The following is a 17,168-nucleotide window of genomic DNA, read 5'->3' on the forward strand; positions in this document are numbered from 1 at the left end:
CAACCGATATGACGGCTCGACGGTCGAGTCTGCCGCCTATGTCATCCACTGCCGTCACGTGTAGCTCCTTCTGGCCGTGTCGATCATTGACGATCCCGGCGGAAGCTACCCTTCCCCTCCCCCTGCTCATGCGTCGAAAACTGTTGCCCCTGTCACATGCGCCCCGCTAGACGCGGAAGATGTCGAGGAACGTGCTCCAAAATCCCTTTTTCCGCGCCGAGTTGTCCTGCGCCCGGACGCTCGCCACGGGCGGGTGGGCCGGGATCGGCGCGGGCGCGGGAGCCGTCGTGGCCGGCGCCGGGGTGTGCAGGGCGGCCACCCGGGTGCCGGGGGTCGGGGTGAAGCGGACCGGCAGCGCGGCCAGCGCCCGGTGGAAGGGACCCGGCCGCCACTCCGCCTGCTCGGCCGGGATGTCCAGCGCCAGGTCGGGCAGCGCGTTGAGGATCGCCTCGACGGCCGTCAGCGCGATCACCGTCGCCGGTGACTTCGCCGGGCACGCGTGCGGACCGGCGCCCCACGCCAGATGGGCGCCCTTGCTCAGCGACTGCCGGGCGGTGCGCAGCGAGGGGTCGTTGTTGGCGCCGCCGAAGCTGATCACCAGCGGGGTGTCGGCCTCGACGTACACGCCGCCGAGATCGACGTCCCGCAGCGGGTAGTGCGTGGCGTAGTTCGCGATCGGCGGGTTGTTCCACAGGACGTGGTCGAGGGCCTCCTCGATCAGCATGCCCGCGCCCCGCTCCGAGGAGCCGCTGGACAGCAGCAGGAGCAGCGAGTTGCCGATCAGGTTGCGCTCCGGCTCGACGCCGGCGCCCATCAGCATCACCAGCTGGTCCTTCAGCTCCGCGTCGGTCAGCCCGACCGGGTGCTGGATCAGCCAGGAGGTGACGTCGTCGCCCGGCTCACGCCGCTTGAGGGCGATCAACTCCATGAGGCAGGCGGTGAGTTCCTCGTTGGCGCGCACCGCGTCCCGGCCGTCGAAGATCGCCGACATGGAGCTGGTGAGCCGGTCGCCGATGTCGGCCGGGCAGCCGAAGAGCCGGTTGAACAGCAGCAGCGGCAGCAGCTTGGCGTAGTCGTTGAGCAGGTCGGCGCGCCCGCGCTCGCTGAACCGGTCGATGAGGAAGGCCGCGATGGGCTCCACGTCCCGGCGGATGCGGCCCATGTCCAGCCGGTCCAGGCTGTCGGTGACGGCCTTGCGCAGCCGCAGGTGGGTGGCCCCGTCGGTGAACAGGCAGTTGGGGCGGTACGCCATCATCGGCAGCACCGGGTGGTCCGGCGGGATCAGCCCCTCGTTGAGGGCCTTCCAGCGGCGCGGGTCGCGGCTGAAGTCGGTCGTGTTCTGCAGCACGCTGCGCGCGGCCTGGTAGCCGACGACGAGCGTGGCGTCCACGCCCGGGGCGAGTTCGACCGGCGCGGCGGGGCCGCCCGCCCGCATTTTGTCGTAGGCGCCGTGGGGGTCGGCGGCGAAGTCCTGGCCGTGCATGGGGCATCTGGACGGTATGCCCGGCGTGTCGGCCGGTCGCTGATATTCCATGGTGTTCGGATCCTTCGTCTGCCCGGTGTTCGTGCGTTCCGGGCGGCAGGGGCGTTCCGGGGGTGTTCCGGCGCGCTCCGGGGGGACGGTCCGGGGCGTTCCGGAGGAGGGCTGGGGGTGGCGCCCGGTGGATCAGGCCGTACGCGTCAGCAGATGCCGTACGAGAGTGATCAGTGCCTGGCCCGACGACTCGCGGCTGCGGGCGTCGCAGTACGAGACGGGGGTGTCGGGAAGCAGATCGAGGGCCTCGCGGATCTCCGCCTCGTCGTACCGCTCGTCCGGAGTGAAGGAGTTGACGGCGATGGAGTACTCCAGGCCGTACTTCTCCACCAGTTCGATCACCGGGAAGGACTCGGCCAGCCGGACCGGGTCCACGAGGATCAGCGCGCCGAGCGCCCCGCGGGCCATGTCCTCCCACAGCTGGATGAACCGCTGCTGCCCGGGCGTGCCGAACAGGTACAGCACCACGTCGTCGCTGAGGGTGAGCCGGCCGAAGTCCAGGGCGACGGTCGTCGTCACCTTGTCCGGCGCGCCCCGCAGGTCGTCCACGTGGGCGGCGGCCTGGGTCATCCGCTCCTCGGTGCGCAGCGGGGCGATCTCGGAGAGCGAGCCGATGAACGTGGTCTTGCCCACGGCGAAGTGACCCACCACGAGGATCTTCGCGGCGACGGTGACCGCGTCCGAGACGTAGCGGGGCTCAGGCCTAGAGGGCTTTGAGTAGTCCATGCAACACCTTCTCGATGACGGCTCTCTCTTGAGGCTTGGCCCGCGGGGGCGCGGCGCGGCGCAGCAGATGACCCTGCTCGGCTAAATCGGTCAGCAGCAGGCGGGCGACGCCCACCGGCAGACCCAGGTGGGCGGCGACCTCCACCACGGCCAGATAGCCTCCCGAGCACAGCTCCCAGATGGCGCGCACCTCCGGTCCGGCGCTCAGCGGCATCTGCCGGTCGGGCGCCAGCGTGACCAGGGTGTGCAGCGACAGCTCGTCGTCGTCGGGCAGCTGCCGGCCGCCGGTGATGACGTAGGAGCGGACGAGTTCGCTGGAGACCAGGGCGTCCTCGCCGGGCCCGCTCATGCCTCTGCACCGGCGCTCTGGCGCGGCTGAGCGCTCAGGGCCTTCCCCAGCGCCGTCACCTGCTGCTGCATCCGGATCGACATCAGTTCCATGTCGACGTCGAGGGCCGCGGAGACCGCCAGGTACGCGCCGCTGCCCGCCGCGATCAGGAAGATCCAGCCGCCGTCGTACTCCATCAGGGTCTGCTTCCAGATCCCGTGGCCGCCGGAGACGAAGCCGGCCACGGCGCGGCTGAGCGACTGCATGGAACTCATGGCGGCCGCGTTGGTCTCGGCCTCGTCCCTGCCTATGTCGCTGGAGCGCTCCATGAGCAGGCCGTCGGCGGAGACGAGAATCGCATGGCGGGCGCCGCGTACGGTCAGCACGTCGTTCAGCACCCAGGACAGATCGGGCTTCACTGCTCTTGTGATCCTTCCGTGATGGACGTGTCCCGCCCCAGGAACGTTCCGCGCGCGAAGGCGCCAAGGCGCGACGCGGTCACCTCGCTGCTCTGCTCCGGCTCCGGGGCATCAGACACCGAGGGTTCCGGCTGGGGCACCACCGCGACCGCGCGACGGCGCTTGGGCAGGCCCCCGGCCGTCTTGCCGACGATCGTCACCGGGGACGGCCCCGGGGCGGCGTACGACGCGGACTCCGGCCCGTCGAAGTCGTGCGTCGTGATCTCGGCCGGCTGGGGCTGGGGGACTTCGTGGGTCAAGAGGCTCTCCGGGAGCAGGATGACCGCGCGGACGCCTCCGTACGGCGAGACGGAATCGACGGAGACCTTGAAGCCGTACCGGGCGGCGAGCACACCGGCGACGGCGAAGCCCACCCGGGGCGGGCTGCCGAGGCTGGTGATCGAGACGGGGCCCTGCGTGTTGAGGAGCGCTGCGGCCCGGTCCTTCTCCTCCTGGCTGATGCCGAGACCGGCGTCGTCGATGATCAGGCACACGCCGGTGGGCACCGACTGGATGTTGATCTCGACGGGGGTGCCGGGGGCGCTGTAGTTGGTGGCGTTGTCGAGGAGTTCGGCCAGGACCACGGCGACGGGCTCCACGGCGGTGCTGGTGACCGCCACGTTGACCTGGCTGTGGATCCGCACCCGGTCGAAGTGCCGGATACGGCCCTGCGCGCTGCGCGCCACGTCGTAGACGGAGGCGGCGCTCTCCCGGCGGCCGAGCCAGCCGCCGCACAGGGCCGCGATGCCCTGGGCGCGCCGGCCGAACTGCGAGTTGGTGTGGTCGATGGTCATGAAGTCGGCGAGGATCTTGGGATCGTTGCCGTACTTCAGCCGGGCCAGGTCGCTGATGGAGCGCTGCTGCTCGTCGGCGAGGACCTGCAGGGTGCGCATCCACGCCCTGAGCACGTCCTTGGTCTCCGACTCGGCGGCGGCGCGGACTTCGGCGAGCGCGCGTTCGTGCTCGGCGCGCAGGCTCTCGTACTGGGCGTGCAGTCGCAGGCGCTCCGCGTCGAGTCCGTCGCGGTTGGCCCGGAGTTCGGCGCTCTGCCTGCGGAGCGCCATGTTGGTTCTGCGAGCGCGCAGCACCGCGAGGATCGCGGTGACGAGCACTCCTAGCAAGATCCACAGCAGGGGATCTTCGATCAAAGACGTCATGGGAATCTTTCGAGTCGCATCGCGGAGATGAGCAGGCCTCGCGGGGGCGTCCGCGTTCGCAGGTCTCATGGAGCGCTGCGGGCTCACTCACGGGCCAACGGCTGCTCCTTCGCGGTGGGGCCTCCTCGGGACTGTCCCCCGTGACGCATATCTGACGCTGCGCCAGCCTACTGAAAGTGTGTTGATCTTATCAGCGGGGTAACGCCTAAATCGCAGTCGGGCGAGCCGAGTTGACGCATGATGTCTGGTTGGTCCGGCGAATGTTCCACCGGATCCGCACACGAACGAACCACGCTCGCGTCGAGGGGTGAACGCCCGGCGTCCGCCGGGGCACGCGAAGGCGCCGGGGGGAGGGCGGGCGGGGGCGTCTGGGGCGGGCGTCCGGTGGGGGCGTCCGGTGGGGGCGTCCGGCGGGGAGGCGTCCGGCGGGGGTGGCTAGGGCGCGTGGCGGGGCGGCGGGGACGCGTGCCGCCGGGACGCGTGCCGCCGGGACGCGTGCCGCCGGGACGCGTGGCGCCGGGGCGCGTCCGGCGGGACGGGGGGAGTCCGCGGGGCGGGGAGCGAGGCGAGGAGCGGTAGAGGGCGCCGGGCGGTGCGCACACACGAAAGGCGCCCGGCGGATCAGCCGCCGGGCGCCCTCGCTGTCGTGGGGTACGACTACAGCTTCTCGATCACGTAGTCGACGCACTTGGTCAGCGCCTCGACGTCCGCCGGGTCGATCGCCGGGAACATCGCCACCCGCAGCTGGTTGCGGCCGAGCTTGCGGTACGGCTCGGTGTCCACGATGCCGTTGGCGCGCAGCACCTTGGCGACGGCGGCGGCGTCGATGTCGTCGGAGAAGTCGATCGTGCCGATGACCTGCGACCGCTTGGCCGGGTCGGTGACGAACGGCGTCGCGAACTTCACGTCCTCCGCCCAGCCGTACAGCGTGCGCGCGGAGGTGGCGGTGCGGCGGACCGCCCAGTCCAGACCGCCCTGGCCGTTGATCCACTCCAGCTGCTGGTTCAGCAGGAACAGGGTGGCCAGCGCCGGGGTGTTGTACGTCTGGTTCTTGCGGGAGTTGTCGATCGCCGTGGGCAGGCTGAAGAACTCCGGGATGTGCCGGCCGGAGGCGTGGATGCGCTCGGCGCGCTCGATCGCGGCCGGGGAGAACACGCCGATCCACAGACCGCCGTCGGAGGCGAAGGACTTCTGCGGGGCGAAGTAGTAGACGTCCGTCTCGGCGATGTCGACCGGCAGTCCGCCCGCGCCGGAGGTGGCGTCCACCAGCACCAGCGCGCCCTCGTCGGCGCCCTCGACCCGCTTGATGGGCATGGCCACGCCGGTGGAGGTCTCGTTGTGCGTGTACGCGTACACGTCGACGCCCGCCTCGGCCTTCGGCTCTGGGTGCGTGCCCGGGTCGGCGGAGACGAGGGTCGGCTCGGCGAGCCAGGGGGCGAGCTTGGCGGCCTTGGCGAACTTCGAGCTGAACTCGCCGAAGGTGAGGTGCTGCGACTTGCCGTCGATCAGCCCGTGGGTCGCGATGTCCCAGAACGCGGTGGAGCCGCCGTTGCCGAGGACCACCTCGTAGCCGTCGGGGAGCTGGAACAGCTCGCTGATGCCCTCGCGGACCTTGCCGACCAGGTTCTTGACCGGAGCCTGGCGGTGGGAGGTGCCCAGGAGGGACGTACCGGTGGCGGCGAGGGCGTCCAGCGCCTCGGTCCGCACCTTGGAGGGACCCGCGCCGAAGCGTCCGTCGGCGGGCTTGATGTCAGCGGGAATCTGGATGTCGGCCACGACTCGGAGGGTAGTCCCTGGGCGAAAAGGGACGGAACCGTGTCCGTCCGATGAGACGAGATCGCCGATAGATGGGCTTGTGAGGTCGTACGACAAGCAGATCTGAGCTGCGGGGCTGTGGACAACTTCTGATGACTGTCCGTGATCGGATGCATTCTGGACGCATGACGGATCTCTCGGATTTCCCGGAGCCCGGCGGTCGGCCGGAGTCCGCTGGTCGCCCGGAGCCCCCGGGGCGCCCGGGTCTCCCGGCGCGCCGGGGTCGTTCGGGTCGCTCGGCACGCTCGGCACGCTCGGCACGCTCGGCACGCTCGGCACGCTCGGGTCGTTCGAGCCTCCCGGGCCTCCCGGACGGCCCGGGCCTCTCGGATCTTCCGGCGCGGCTGCGGGCCGCCGTCCGGGGCGAGGTGGCCTTCGACGCCACCGCCCGGGCGCTGGTCACCATGGACGCGTCCAACTACCGGCGCGTCCCGCACGGCGTGGTCGCGCCGCGGGACGCCGACGACGTGGCGGCGGTGCTGGAGGTCTGCCGGGAGCTGGGGGTGCCGGTCGTGGCGCGCGGCGGCGGCACGTCGATCGCCGGGCAGGCCACGGGCACGGGCGTCGTCCTCGACTTCACCCGCCATATGAACCGCGTGCTGCGCCTGGACCCCGACGCGCGCACCGCCGTCGTCCAGCCGGGCGTCGTCCTCGACCGGCTCCAGGAGGCCGCGGCCCCGCACGGCCTGCGCTTCGGCCCGGACCCCTCCACGCACAGCCGCTGCACGCTCGGCGGCATGATCGGCAACAACTCCTGCGGTTCCCACTCGGTCGCCTGGGGCACCACCGCGGACAACGTCCGGGAGCTGTCGGTGCTCACCGCGCGCGGCCGCCGCCTCGTGCTCGGCCGCCGGTGGGCCGGCGCCCCGGACGGGCTGCGCGCACTGGCCGAGGGCGAACTGGCCCGGCTGCGGACCGGCTTCCCCGACCTTCCCCGCCGCATCTCCGGCTACGCCCTGGACGCCCTGCTGCCCGAGAAGGGCGCCGACGTGGCGCGCTCCTTCTGCGGCTCCGAGGGCACCCTCGGCATCCTCACCGAGGCGGTGGTCTCCCTGGTGCCCGCCCCGCGCGCCCGTGCGCTGGCCGTCCTCGGGTACGCCGACGAGAGCGGGGCCGCCGAGGCCGCGGCCGGGCTGCTGCCGCTCGGGCCACTGACCGTGGAGGGCATGGCGGCGGACCTCGTGCCGAGTGCGGCGGACCTGCCGCGCGGCGGGGCCTGGCTGTTCGTGGAGACCGGCGGGGACACCGGTGCGCAGGCGCGGGCGCGGGCCGAGGCGGTCGTGCGCGCCGCCGACGTCCTGGACGCCCTCGTCGTCACCGATCCGGCCGCGCAGCGCGCCCTGTGGCGCATCCGCGAGGACGCCAGCGGCACGGCCACGCGCATGCCGGACGGCACGGAGGCCTGGCCCGGCTGGGAGGACTGCGCGGTGCCGCCGGCCCGCCTCGGCCCCTACCTGCGGGAGTTCCGCGCCCTGCTGGCCGCCCACGGACTGCGCGGCACGCCGTACGGGCACTTCGGCGACGGCTGCATCCACGTCCGCATCGACTTCGACCTGCTCACCGAGGCGGGCGTCGGCCGCTTCCGGCGCTTCTCGGAGGACCTCGCCGACCTGGTGGTGGCCCACGGCGGCTCGCTGTCCGGGGAGCACGGCGACGGACAGGCCCGCGCCGAACTGCTGCCGCGGATGTACGGGACGCAGACGGTCGCCCTGTTCGAGCGCGCCAAGGCCCTGTGGGACCCCGACGACCTGCTCAACCCCGGCATCCTGGTCCGCCCCGCGCCCCTGGACGCCGACCTGCGCTTCGCCGTGCTGCCCCGCGACCCGGTGCCGGTCGCCTTCGGCTACCCCGCCGACGGCGGCGACTTCACGGCGGCGGTCCGCCGCTGCGTCGGCGTCGCCAAATGCCGCACGACCGAGGTGTCCGGCACGGCGGTGATGTGCCCGTCCTTCCGGGCCACCGGCCGGGAGGAGCACTCCACGCGCGGCCGCGCCCGTCTGCTGCACGAGATGCTCGCGGGCGAGGTGATCACGGACGGCTGGCGCTCCGAGGAGGTCCGCGACGCCCTCGACCTGTGCCTGTCCTGCAAGGGCTGCCGCTCCGACTGCCCGGTCGGCGTCGACATGGCCACCTACAAGGCGGAGTTCCTGCACCACCACTACGCCGGCCGCCACCGCCCCGCCGCCCACTACGCCCTCGGCCGGCTCCCGGTGTGGCTGCGCTGGACGGCCCGCACCCGCACCGCCCCCGCGCTCAACGCGCTCGCCGCCGTACGCCCCCTGGCCGCCGCCGCGAAACGCCTCGTCGGCCTCGCCCCCGAACGACCGATCCCGCGCCTGGCCCGCGAGCCGTTCACCCACTGGTGGCGCAACCGCCCCCTGCCGGACCGGGCCGAGTCCCGGGACCGGCCCCTGACCCGGGAGCGCGGCGGCGAGCTGGCCTGTGAGGACAGCGGCGGGGGGCGGACCCGGGAGGGCGGCGGTGAGCTGGCCTGCGAGGGCGGCGGCGGGGAGTGGGCCCGGGAGGGCGGCGGTGAGCTGGCCTGCGAGGGCGGCGGCGGGGAGCGGGCCCGAGAAGGCGGCGAACGGGCCCAGGAGGGCCGTGGCGAGCGGGCCCGGGAGGGCGGTGCCGGACGGGACCGGGAGGGCCGTGGTGAGCGGGCCCGGGAGGGCGGCGGTGAGCTGGTCGTCCTGTGGCCGGACACCTTCACCGAGCACCTCTCGCCCACCGTGGGCCGCGCGGCCGTACGGGTACTGGAGGCGGCCGGACTGCGGGTCGCCCTCCCCCCGACCCTGCGCCTGGACCGCCCGCCGGTCGGCGACGGCCGATCGAGGTTCCTGAACCCGCTCGCGCTGCTGCGCGCCCGGGGCCGGGTGTGCTGCGGACTGACCTACATCTCCACGGGCCAGCTCGACCACGCCCGTACGGTGCTGCGCCGCACCCTGGACCTGATGGAACCGGTCCTGGAGACCGCCGCCCCGGTCGTCGTCCTGGAACCGAGCTGCGCCGCCGCCCTGCGCACCGACCTGCCCGAGCTGCTGCCCGACGACCCTCGGGCGCGTCAACTGGCCGACCGGGTGCTGACCTTCGCCGAGACCCTGGAGAGACACGCCCCCGCCTGGCGGCCCCCGCGCCTGGACCGCCCGGTCGCCGGCCAGACCCACTGCCACCAGCACGCCGTCCTCGGCGACGCGGCCGACCGCAGACTGCGCGCCGCGGCGGGCCTGACCGGCGAACTCTCCGGCGGCTGCTGCGGCCTGGCCGGAAACTTCGGCTTCGAGAAGGGCCACTGGGAGGTGTCGAAGGCCTGCGCGGAGGAACAGCTCCTCCCGTCGGTCCGATCCGCACCGCAGGACACGATGCTCCTGGCGGACGGCTACTCGTGCCGCACCCAGCTGGAGCAGCTGGCGGGGGTCCGGGGCCGGCACTTGGCGGAGGTGCTGGCGGAGGGGTTGGGGGAGGGGGACTGAACAGCAGTCGGCCTCCGTGCGGCCACGGGGCCGCACGGAGGCCGTTTTTCGGGATTCCGGGTTACAGGGCGCCCGTCTTGATTCCGGCGACCAGGGCCGACAGGCTCGCACGGGCGAGCAGGAGCGCCGGGCCGGTCGGGGCCTTGCTGTCCCGGACCGCGACACGCGCGGGATCGACGATGGCGCACTCGACGCAGTCGGACTGCGCCCCGGACGCCGACGCCTTCCACCACGTGACGGGCAGCGTCGAAGCGTCTGCAACATGGCTCATTTGATGTGTTCCCTTATCTCTGCGATGCGATCGGCGGACAGCTCGGGAGAGAGCGCGACGGAAGTCAGCTCCTCGAACGCCTGCCGGTAGACGCCGACGTCCAGCGGGTCCTCGACATACAGCGCCGAGGTCAGGCTCTCGGCGTGCACGACATCGAGGTCCGTGCCCTCCTCGAACGACAAGAGGCTGTAGCTGCCCATCTGTCCGGCATGAGGCGGCGAGTCCGCCGGCAGCACCTGGATCGTGACGTGCGGCCGCTGGCCGCGTTCGAGCAGCCGCCCGAGCTGGTCGCGCATGACGCCCGCGCCGACGCACCGGGTATGGAGCGCGCTTTCAGCGATGACGGCCCACAGCTTGACGGGCGCCTCGCGGGTGAGGACTGACTGGCGTGCGAGGCGTACGTCGACCAGAGAATCGACGCGTGACTCGACGGCCTCGGACATGGCGGTCGCGGTGATGATCTCCCGCGCGTACTCGGCGGTCTGAAGCAGTCCCGGGATGACACCCATCTGCCACGTCCGGACCGTGGCCGCTTCGTGTTCGAGGCTGATCAAGTCCTCGTAGACGGGCGAGAGAACACCACGGTAGCTGTGCCACCAGCCGCGCCTGGCACCCTCGCGGGCGAGGGACAGCAGCGCGCCGCGCAACTCTTCGTCCTCGACGCCGTAGAGATCAAGCAGCGTCACCACGTCGGCGGACTTGGCCGCGCTCTTCGCCAGCTCCAGCCGCGACAGCTTGGCGACGGTGAAGGTGTTGTCGCTCTTCTCGGCGACGTCTTCAAGAGTGAGGCGCTGAGCCTCCCGTAGCGCCCGAAGCTTCCTGCCGAGTCTGCGCCGGCGCACAGTCGGACCACTCAATGCCGCCTCCCCTCCGGTAGTCCAGCCCACAGTCTGCCGCGTGCTCTCTGACGGTGTCACCTCGGATGCCCTCCCGTGAGCTGCCACTATCGGTGAAGCGTGCGAATTCTCATTTTTCGATGAGAGGGTTGCATGAGCGGTGCGGGAAACGGCACTCTGTGGATACGAACAGTGAGTGCGCCGCCACTTTTGCGTGATCTCGCATGGGCGGCTGACAGCCAGGCGTAGGGAGTTTGCATGGTGCACGTACGACCGGACGCTTTACCGAAGGGCTGCCTCCCCCCGGCCGAGCGCCCGGGCCCGGCGCAAGCCAGATTTCTCGCGGGGCCGGAGACGGCGGGAAAGGCACGCGCGTACGTACGGGAGGTGCTCGCTGCCGATGATGACCGGCTCGACGCCGCGTGTGTGGACGATGTGCTGCTCGTCGTCTCCGAGTTGGTGACCAACGCCTACCGGTACGGCACCGAGCCGGGCGACTCGCTGCTCGTCGTGATCGTCAAGTCCGCCGACCATGTGCGCGTCGAGGTGCACGACCCCGTACGGCGTCGGCCGGTGCTGCGCGAGGAAGCCGGCGAGCGGGTGCGTGGGCGGGGGCTGCATATCGTCAAGGCCCTCGCCGCGCGCTGCGGCGTCGAGGACCGGCCGCTCGGGAAGGCGGTGTGGGCGGAGGTGGCGCGGTGACCGAGTGCTGGACTCTCGCGCAGCGTGCGTTCCGCCGTTGGTCGGTTCACGTGGCCGGCTGTCGATCGTGCCGTGCGAACGAGGCGTGCACCGACGGAACGCGCCATCGTGAACGGTGGCGCGCGGCCCGGCGCGCTCGCCCGGCGCAGCCCGGCTGAACCCCGTCGCGGGTGCCGCCGACCACCTCGGCGACGGACCCGCGGCCCGCCCTCGCCCCCGTCGAGGGCGGGCCGCTCCTGCGTCGAGGCCACTACCGGGATCGTCGGCGATCGGCGCAATGCCGCTTTCCCGATCACGGTCGGTCGATGACCCCGGCCTGCCGTGGCCGTGCGGGGCGGGGGAGGGAGCGAGGACAGTCCCGTAAATGCTTTACGCGCCTGACGTGGGTCTATTACCCTGGACTCAGTAGTACATCGCGCTGTACAAACCCCAAGCCCCTGGACCGCCCCGTGAGTACCCCGAGCACCCCCGGCACCGACCTCCCGTCCGCCCCCGCGGCCCCTGCCGCGAACTCGGCCGCTCCTTCAGTCCCGCAGGCCGGAAAGGCCGCGGGTGCGGGCGGCGGCGGCCGGTTCGGGGCGCTCGGGCCGGTGGGGCTGGTGCTCGGCGGCTGCGTGTCCGTGCAGTTCGGCGGCGCGCTGGCCGTGACGCTGATGCCGCGCGCGGGCGCGCTCGGCGTGGTGAGCCTGCGGCTGCTGGTGGCCGCGATCGTGCTGCTGGTGGTCTGCCGCCCCAGGCTGCGCGGCCACTCGCGCGCCGACTGGGGGACGGTCGTGGCGTTCGGTGTCGCGATGGCCGCGATGAACGGCCTCTTCTACCAGTCCGTCGCCCGTATCCCGCTCGGCCCCGCCGTCACCCTGGAGGTCCTCGGCCCGCTCGCCCTGTCCGTCCTGGCCTCCCGCCGGGCGGTCAACGCGCTCTGGGCGGCCCTGGCCCTGGCCGGCGTCTTCCTGCTGGGCGGCGGAGGGTTCGGCGACCTCGATCCGGCGGGCGCCGCCTTCGCGGTGGGCGCGGGCGCGATGTGGGCGGCGTACATCGTCTTCAGCGCGCGTACCGGTCGGCGGTTCCCGCAGGCCGACGGGCTGGCCCTGGCGATGACGGTGGGCGCGGTGCTGTTCCTGCCGCTCGGGATCGCCGAGTCGGGGACGAAACTCGCCGACCCGACGACGTTCGCCCTGGGCGCGGCGGTGGCGATGCTGTCCTCCGTCCTGCCCTACACCCTCGAACTGCTGGCCCTGCGCCGCCTGCCCGCCCCCACCTTCGCCATCCTCATGAGCCTGGAACCGGCCCTCGCCGCCACCGCCGGCTTCCTCGTCCTGAACCAGTCCCTCTCCCCGGCCGAGGGCGTAGCCATCGCCCTGGTCATCGCGGCGAGCATGGGCGCGGTACGCACCCAGGTGGGCCGGGGACGGGGGAAACGGGCGGTGCCGGAGGCGTGAGAGGCGCGCGTCGCACGGTGCGGCGCGCACCGTCCTGTCGGGTGCTGCCCTGCGCGCCCTCCCTGTGTGTGCGCCCTCCCTGCCGCGTGCCTTCGTTCAGCCGTACCTCTCGATCGTCGTCGGCGACCGGTCGGCGGCGGTTTCTTTCGGCTGAATTCATGCAAGCATGCTTGATTGTTTTTGGCCGCGCTGCCATGCTCCCCCCATGTCCGAACCGACGCCCGTGTTCGATGATCTGCGTGACGAGAGCGAGGAACTCGACCGGCTGGTCGCCGGGTTGGGGGCCGAGCAGTGGGGGCTGGCGACGCCCGCGCCCGGGTGGAGCGTCGCGCACCAGATCGCCCACCTCGCCTGGACCGACCGTTCCGCGTTCCTCGCCGTCACCGACTCCGAGCGGTTCCGCGCGCTGGTGGAGAAGGCGCTCGCCGCGCCCGACGCCTTCGTGGACGAGGGGGCCGAGGAGGGGGCCGCGCTGCCGCCGGGGGAGTTGCTGGCGCGGTGGCGGGAGGGGCGGGCCGCCCTGGACCGCGCGCTGCGGGACTCCGCGCCCGGTGCGCGGTTCCCCTGGTACGGGCCGCCCATGTCGGCGGCCTCCATGGCCACCGGGCGGCTGATGGAGACCTGGGCCCACGGGCAGGACGTGGCCGACGCCCTCGGCGTGGTGCGCGCCCCCACCGACCGGCTCCGGCACGTGGTGCGCATCGGGGTGCGGGCGCGGGACTTCGCGTTCGGGGTGCGGGGGCTGTCCGCGCCCGGCGAGGAGTTCCGGGTGGAGGTCGTCGCGCCGTCCGGCGCGCTGTGGACGTACGGGCCCGAGGACGCCGCCCAGCGGGTGACCGGGCCCGCCCTCGACTTCTGTCTGCTGGTCACCCAGCGCGCGCACCGCGCCGACCTCGCCGTGCGCGCCGAGGGGCCGGACGCCGACCGCTGGCTGGACATCGCGCAGGCCTTCGCCGGCCCGCCGGGCGCCGGCCGCCCGCCCCGGACGGGGACCGAGGGCGGCCGTGCGGGGGAGGCCCCGTGACCGGCGTCCTGCGCATAGGCAACGCCTCCGGCTTCTACGGCGACCGTTTCGACGCCCTGCGCGAGATGCTCACCGGAGGGGAGCTGGACGTCCTCACCGGGGACTATCTCGCCGAGCTGACCATGCTCATCCTCGGCCGGGACCGGCTCAAGGATCCCGCCGCCGGATACGCCCGCACCTTCCTGCGCCAGCTCGAGGAGTGCCTCGGGCTCGCCCATGAGCGCGGGGTGCGGATCGTCGCCAACGCGGGCGGGCTGAATCCCGCCGGGCTCGCCGAGCGGGTGCGCGAGCTGGCCGGACGGCTCGGCGTCCCGGTGCGCGTCGCCCACGTCGAGGGCGACGACCGCACCGCCCTGCACCCGGGCGCCCTGGCCGCCCACGCCTACCTCGGCGGCTTCGGCATCGCCGAGTGCCTGCGGGCCGGCGCGGACATCGTCGTCACCGGACGCGTGAGTGACGCGGCCCTGGTCACCGGCCCGGCCGCCGCGCGGTTCGGCTGGCGGCCGGACGACTACGACCGGCTGGCCGGCGCCGTCGTCGCCGGGCATGTGCTGGAGTGCGGCGCGCAGGCCACCGGCGGCAACTACGCCTTCTTCGCCGAGCACGGCCTCGACCGGCTGCGCCGCCCCGGCTTCCCGCTCGCCGAGATCCACGAGGACGGCGGCTGCGTCGTCACCAAGCACCCCGGCACCGGCGGCGTCGTGGACGTCGGCACGGTCACCGCGCAGCTCCTGTACGAGACGGGCGGCGCGCGCTACGCCGGTCCCGACGTCACCGCGCGGCTGGACACCGTGCGGCTGAGCCAGGACGGGCCGGACCGGGTGCGGATCGAGGGGGTGCGCGGGGAGGCCCCGCCGCCCACCCTGAAGGTCGGGCTCAACCGCCTCGGCGGCTTCCGCAACGAGGTCACCTTCGTCCTCACCGGCCTCGACATCGAGGACAAGGCCGCCCTGGTGCGGCAGCAGATGCGGGACGCCTTCGACGCGGCCAAGAAGCCGCCCGCCGAGGTCCGCTGGGACCTGGTGCGCACCGACCGACCCGACGCCGACACCGAGGAGTGCGCGAGCGCCCTGCTCCGGCTGGTCGTCCGGGACCAGGACCCCGAGGCCGTGGGCCGCGCCTTCAGCGGCGCCGCGATCGAGCTGGCGCTCGCCGGCTACCCCGGCTTCCACGTCCTCGCCCCGCCCGGCAAGGGCGCCCCCTACGGCGTCTTCGAGGCCGCCCACGTCCCCCAGGACGCCGTCGAGCACATCGCCGTCCTGCCCGACGGCCGGCGTATCTCCGTACCGCCCGCCCCGGAGGGGCGAGTCCTGGCGGACGTGCCCGAGCCGGCGCTGCCGGAGCCGCTGCCGGCCGGGCCCGTGCGCCGGGCGCCGCTCGGGCTGGTCGCCGGGGCGCGCAGCGGGGACAAGGGCGGCGACGCCAACGTCGGCGTGTGGGCGCGGTCGCAGGACGCCTGGCGGTGGCTGGCCCACGAGCTGACCGCCGACCGGTTCCGGCAACTGGTCCCGGAGAGCCGGACGCTGACCGTGACCCGGCACGCGCTGCCGAATCTGCGCGCCCTGAACTTTGTCGTCGAGGGGATCCTCGGCGAGGGCGTCGCCGCCCAGCACCGCTTCGATCCGCAGGCCAAGGCCCTCGGGGAGTGGCTGCGCTCCCGCCACCTGGACATACCGGAGGTGCTGCTGTGACGGTCCTTCCCACCGCCCTGGACGTGAACTCCCCCGACTACCGCGCCCACCGCGAGGCCATGCTCGCCAAGCTGGCCGAGCTGGAGGCCGAGCACGCCAAGGCCCTCGCGGGCGGCGGACCCAAGTACGTCGAACGGCACCGTAAGCGCGGCAAGCTCCTCGCCCGCGAGCGCATCGAGCTGCTCCTCGACCCCGACACGCCGTTCCTGGAGCTGTCGCCGCTGGCCGCCTGGGGCAGCGACTACACGGTCGGGGCCTCGCTGGTCACCGGGATCGGGGTGGTCGAGGGCGTCGAGTGCCTGATCACCGCCAACGACCCGACCGTGCGCGGCGGGGCCAGCAATCCGTGGAGCCTGAAGAAGGCGCTGCGCGCCAACGACATCGCGCTCGCCAACCGGCTGCCCTGCATCAGCCTGGTGGAGTCCGGCGGCGCCGATCTGCCCTCCCAGAAGGAGATCTTCATCCCGGGCGGGGCCATCTTCCGCGACCTCACCCGGCTGTCGGCGGCCGGCATCCCGACCGTCGCCGTCGTCTTCGGCAACTCCACCGCGGGCGGCGCCTACGTCCCCGGCATGTCCGACCACGTGATCATGGTCAAGGAGCGCGCCAAGGTGTTCCTCGGCGGGCCGCCGCTGGTGAAGATGGCCACCGGCGAGGAGAGCGACGACGAGTCCCTCGGCGGCGCCGAGATGCACGCGCGCGTGTCCGGTCTCGCCGACTACTTCGCCGTGGACGAGCGGGACGCGCTGCGCCAGGCGCGCCGCGTCGTCGCCCGGCTCAACCACCGCAAGGCCCATCCCGATCCCCCCTTCGCCGAAGAGCCCAAATACGACAACGGGGAGCTTCTCGGCATAGTTCCCGGCGATCTGAAAGTCCCCTTCGACCCGCGCGAGGTCATCGCCCGGATCGTGGACGGCTCCGACTTCGACGAGTTCAAACCGCTGTACGGGACGAGCCTGGTGACCGGGTGGGCCGCCCTGCACGGCTATCCCGTCGGCATCCTCGCCAACGCGCAGGGCGTCCTGTTCAGCGCCGAGTCGCAGAAGGCGGCGCAGTTCATCCAGCTCGCCAACCAGCGCGACATCCCGCTGCTGTTCCTGCACAACACCACCGGCTACATGGTCGGCCGCGAGTACGAGCAGGGCGGCATCATCAAGCACGGCGCGATGATGATCAACGCCGTCTCCAACTCGCGCGTCCCGCACCTGTCCGTCCTCATGGGCGCCTCCTACGGCGCCGGGCACTACGGCATGTGCGGGCGGGCCTACGACCCGCGCTTCCTGTTCGCCTGGCCGAGCGCGAAGTCCGCGGTGATGGGCCCCCAGCAGCTCGCCGGCGTGCTCTCGATCGTCGCCCGCCAGTCGGCGGCGGCCAAGGGCCACCCCTACGACGACGAGGCGGACGCGGCGCTGCGCGCCATGGTCGAACAGCAGATCGAGTCGGAGTCGCTGCCGATGTTCCTGTCGGGGCGGCTGTACGACGACGGCGTCATCGACCCGCGCGACACCCGCACCGTCCTCGGCCTGTGCCTGTCCGCGATCCACACCGCCCCCTTCGAGGGCGCGCGCGGCGGCTTCGGCGTCTTCCGGATGTGAGGGAGCGACACCAGTGAGGACGAACCCCATGACGCCGACGGACCCCGCGATCCCGGCAGACACCACGACGCGGACGGACCCCGCGATCCCGCCGGACACCACGACGCGGACGGACCCCGCGA

General features: G+C 72.9%; 14 protein-coding genes. 6 read left to right on the forward strand and 8 right to left on the reverse strand.

Annotated elements, in window-relative coordinates:
- Window positions 1-166: 166 nt before the first annotated feature.
- The 6 genes from K7787_RS09220 to serC all read right to left on the reverse strand — a co-directional run bounded on the left by K7787_RS09220 (window position 167) and on the right by serC (window position 5,979).
- Window positions 167-1,483: a cytochrome P450 family protein gene (locus K7787_RS09220; RefSeq protein ID WP_043260964.1), complete on the reverse strand. Its 1,317-nt coding sequence runs from the start codon at window positions 1,481-1,483 to the stop codon at window positions 167-169.
- A gap of 183 nt (window positions 1,484-1,666) precedes the next feature.
- Entirely contained in the window at window positions 1,667-2,260 is a 594-nt protein-coding gene (locus K7787_RS09225; protein WP_009189212.1) for a GTP-binding protein, read from the reverse strand.
- Window positions 2,238-2,609 carry a DUF742 domain-containing protein gene (locus K7787_RS09230; protein WP_009189211.1) on the reverse strand — a complete coding sequence of 124 codons (372 nt, stop codon included), beginning with the start codon at window positions 2,607-2,609 and terminating at the stop codon, window positions 2,238-2,240. The genes K7787_RS09225 and K7787_RS09230 overlap by 23 nt, the downstream gene beginning before the upstream one ends.
- Window positions 2,606-3,007, reverse strand: a complete 402-nt coding sequence (locus K7787_RS09235) for a roadblock/LC7 domain-containing protein (RefSeq protein WP_009189210.1) — start codon at window positions 3,005-3,007, stop codon at window positions 2,606-2,608. The genes K7787_RS09230 and K7787_RS09235 overlap by 4 nt, the downstream gene beginning before the upstream one ends.
- The gene (locus tag K7787_RS09240) at window positions 3,004-4,203 is read right to left on the reverse strand and encodes an ATP-binding protein (protein WP_169438984.1); all 1,200 of its coding nucleotides are present in this window, start codon (window positions 4,201-4,203) and stop codon (window positions 3,004-3,006) included. Before K7787_RS09240 ends, K7787_RS09235 begins: the two co-directional genes overlap by 4 nt.
- A gap of 657 nt (window positions 4,204-4,860) precedes the next feature.
- Entirely contained in the window at window positions 4,861-5,979 is a 1,119-nt protein-coding gene (gene serC, locus K7787_RS09245) for a phosphoserine transaminase (protein ID WP_223001086.1), read from the reverse strand.
- Between the two features lie 443 nt (window positions 5,980-6,422).
- On the opposite strand from serC, the gene K7787_RS09250 reads away from it, so the two are divergent.
- Window positions 6,423-9,488: an FAD-binding and (Fe-S)-binding domain-containing protein gene (locus K7787_RS09250; RefSeq protein WP_247720711.1), complete on the forward strand. Its 3,066-nt coding sequence runs from the start codon at window positions 6,423-6,425 to the stop codon at window positions 9,486-9,488.
- 61 nt (window positions 9,489-9,549) lie between these two features.
- On the opposite strand, the gene K7787_RS09255 is transcribed toward K7787_RS09250, so the two are convergent.
- Window positions 9,550-9,759 (reverse strand): DUF397 domain-containing protein, encoded by a 210-nt coding sequence (locus K7787_RS09255; RefSeq protein WP_164392037.1) that lies wholly within the window; start codon window positions 9,757-9,759, stop codon window positions 9,550-9,552.
- Window positions 9,756-10,601 carry a DUF5753 domain-containing protein gene (locus K7787_RS09260; RefSeq protein WP_308036317.1) on the reverse strand — a complete coding sequence of 282 codons (846 nt, stop codon included), beginning with the start codon at window positions 10,599-10,601 and terminating at the stop codon, window positions 9,756-9,758. The genes K7787_RS09255 and K7787_RS09260 overlap by 4 nt, the downstream gene beginning before the upstream one ends.
- A gap of 252 nt (window positions 10,602-10,853) precedes the next feature.
- Here K7787_RS09260 and K7787_RS09265 point away from each other — a divergent pair, with 252 nt between their 5' ends.
- From K7787_RS09265 to K7787_RS09285, 5 genes are all read left to right on the forward strand, one after another.
- Window positions 10,854-11,297: an ATP-binding protein gene (locus K7787_RS09265; RefSeq protein ID WP_223001089.1), complete on the forward strand. Its 444-nt coding sequence runs from the start codon at window positions 10,854-10,856 to the stop codon at window positions 11,295-11,297.
- Window positions 11,298-11,746: 449 nt separating this feature from the next.
- Complete coding sequence (locus tag K7787_RS09270; protein WP_164392043.1) at window positions 11,747-12,736, forward strand: EamA family transporter; 990 nt, start codon at window positions 11,747-11,749, stop codon at window positions 12,734-12,736.
- A gap of 205 nt (window positions 12,737-12,941) precedes the next feature.
- Entirely contained in the window at window positions 12,942-13,760 is an 819-nt protein-coding gene (locus tag K7787_RS09275) for a TIGR03084 family metal-binding protein (protein ID WP_223001090.1), read from the forward strand.
- On the forward strand, window positions 13,757-15,451 hold the full coding sequence (locus K7787_RS09280) for an acyclic terpene utilization AtuA family protein (protein WP_223001091.1): 1,695 nt from the start codon (window positions 13,757-13,759) through the stop codon (window positions 15,449-15,451). Before K7787_RS09275 ends, K7787_RS09280 begins: the two co-directional genes overlap by 4 nt.
- The gene (locus tag K7787_RS09285) at window positions 15,448-17,046 is read left to right on the forward strand and encodes an acyl-CoA carboxylase subunit beta (RefSeq protein ID WP_164392049.1); all 1,599 of its coding nucleotides are present in this window, start codon (window positions 15,448-15,450) and stop codon (window positions 17,044-17,046) included. The genes K7787_RS09280 and K7787_RS09285 overlap by 4 nt, the downstream gene beginning before the upstream one ends.
- The last annotated feature ends 122 nt before the right edge of the window (window positions 17,047-17,168 follow it).

Origin of the sequence: Streptomyces sennicomposti (assembly GCF_019890635.1) — a bacterium.
In the GTDB taxonomy this organism is placed as follows: domain Bacteria; phylum Actinomycetota; class Actinomycetes; order Streptomycetales; family Streptomycetaceae; genus Streptomyces; species Streptomyces sennicomposti.

Excerpts from the sequence above, each read along its gene's own strand:
- K7787_RS09220 (WP_043260964.1), bottom strand. The coding sequence starts at position 1,483 with ATGCACGGCCAGGACTTCGCCGCCGACCCCCACGGCGCCTACGACAAA.
- K7787_RS09225 (WP_009189212.1), bottom strand. The coding sequence starts at position 2,260 with ATGGACTACTCAAAGCCCTCTAGGCCTGAGCCCCGCTACGTCTCGGAC.
- K7787_RS09230 (WP_009189211.1), bottom strand. The coding sequence starts at position 2,609 with ATGAGCGGGCCCGGCGAGGACGCCCTGGTCTCCAGCGAACTCGTCCGC.
- K7787_RS09240 (WP_169438984.1), bottom strand. The coding sequence starts at position 4,203 with ATGACGTCTTTGATCGAAGATCCCCTGCTGTGGATCTTGCTAGGAGTG.
- K7787_RS09250 (WP_247720711.1), top strand. The coding sequence starts at position 6,423 with ATGGACGCGTCCAACTACCGGCGCGTCCCGCACGGCGTGGTCGCGCCG.
- K7787_RS09255 (WP_164392037.1), bottom strand. The coding sequence starts at position 9,759 with ATGAGCCATGTTGCAGACGCTTCGACGCTGCCCGTCACGTGGTGGAAG.
- K7787_RS09265 (WP_223001089.1), top strand. The coding sequence starts at position 10,854 with ATGGTGCACGTACGACCGGACGCTTTACCGAAGGGCTGCCTCCCCCCG.
- K7787_RS09275 (WP_223001090.1), top strand. The coding sequence starts at position 12,942 with ATGTCCGAACCGACGCCCGTGTTCGATGATCTGCGTGACGAGAGCGAG.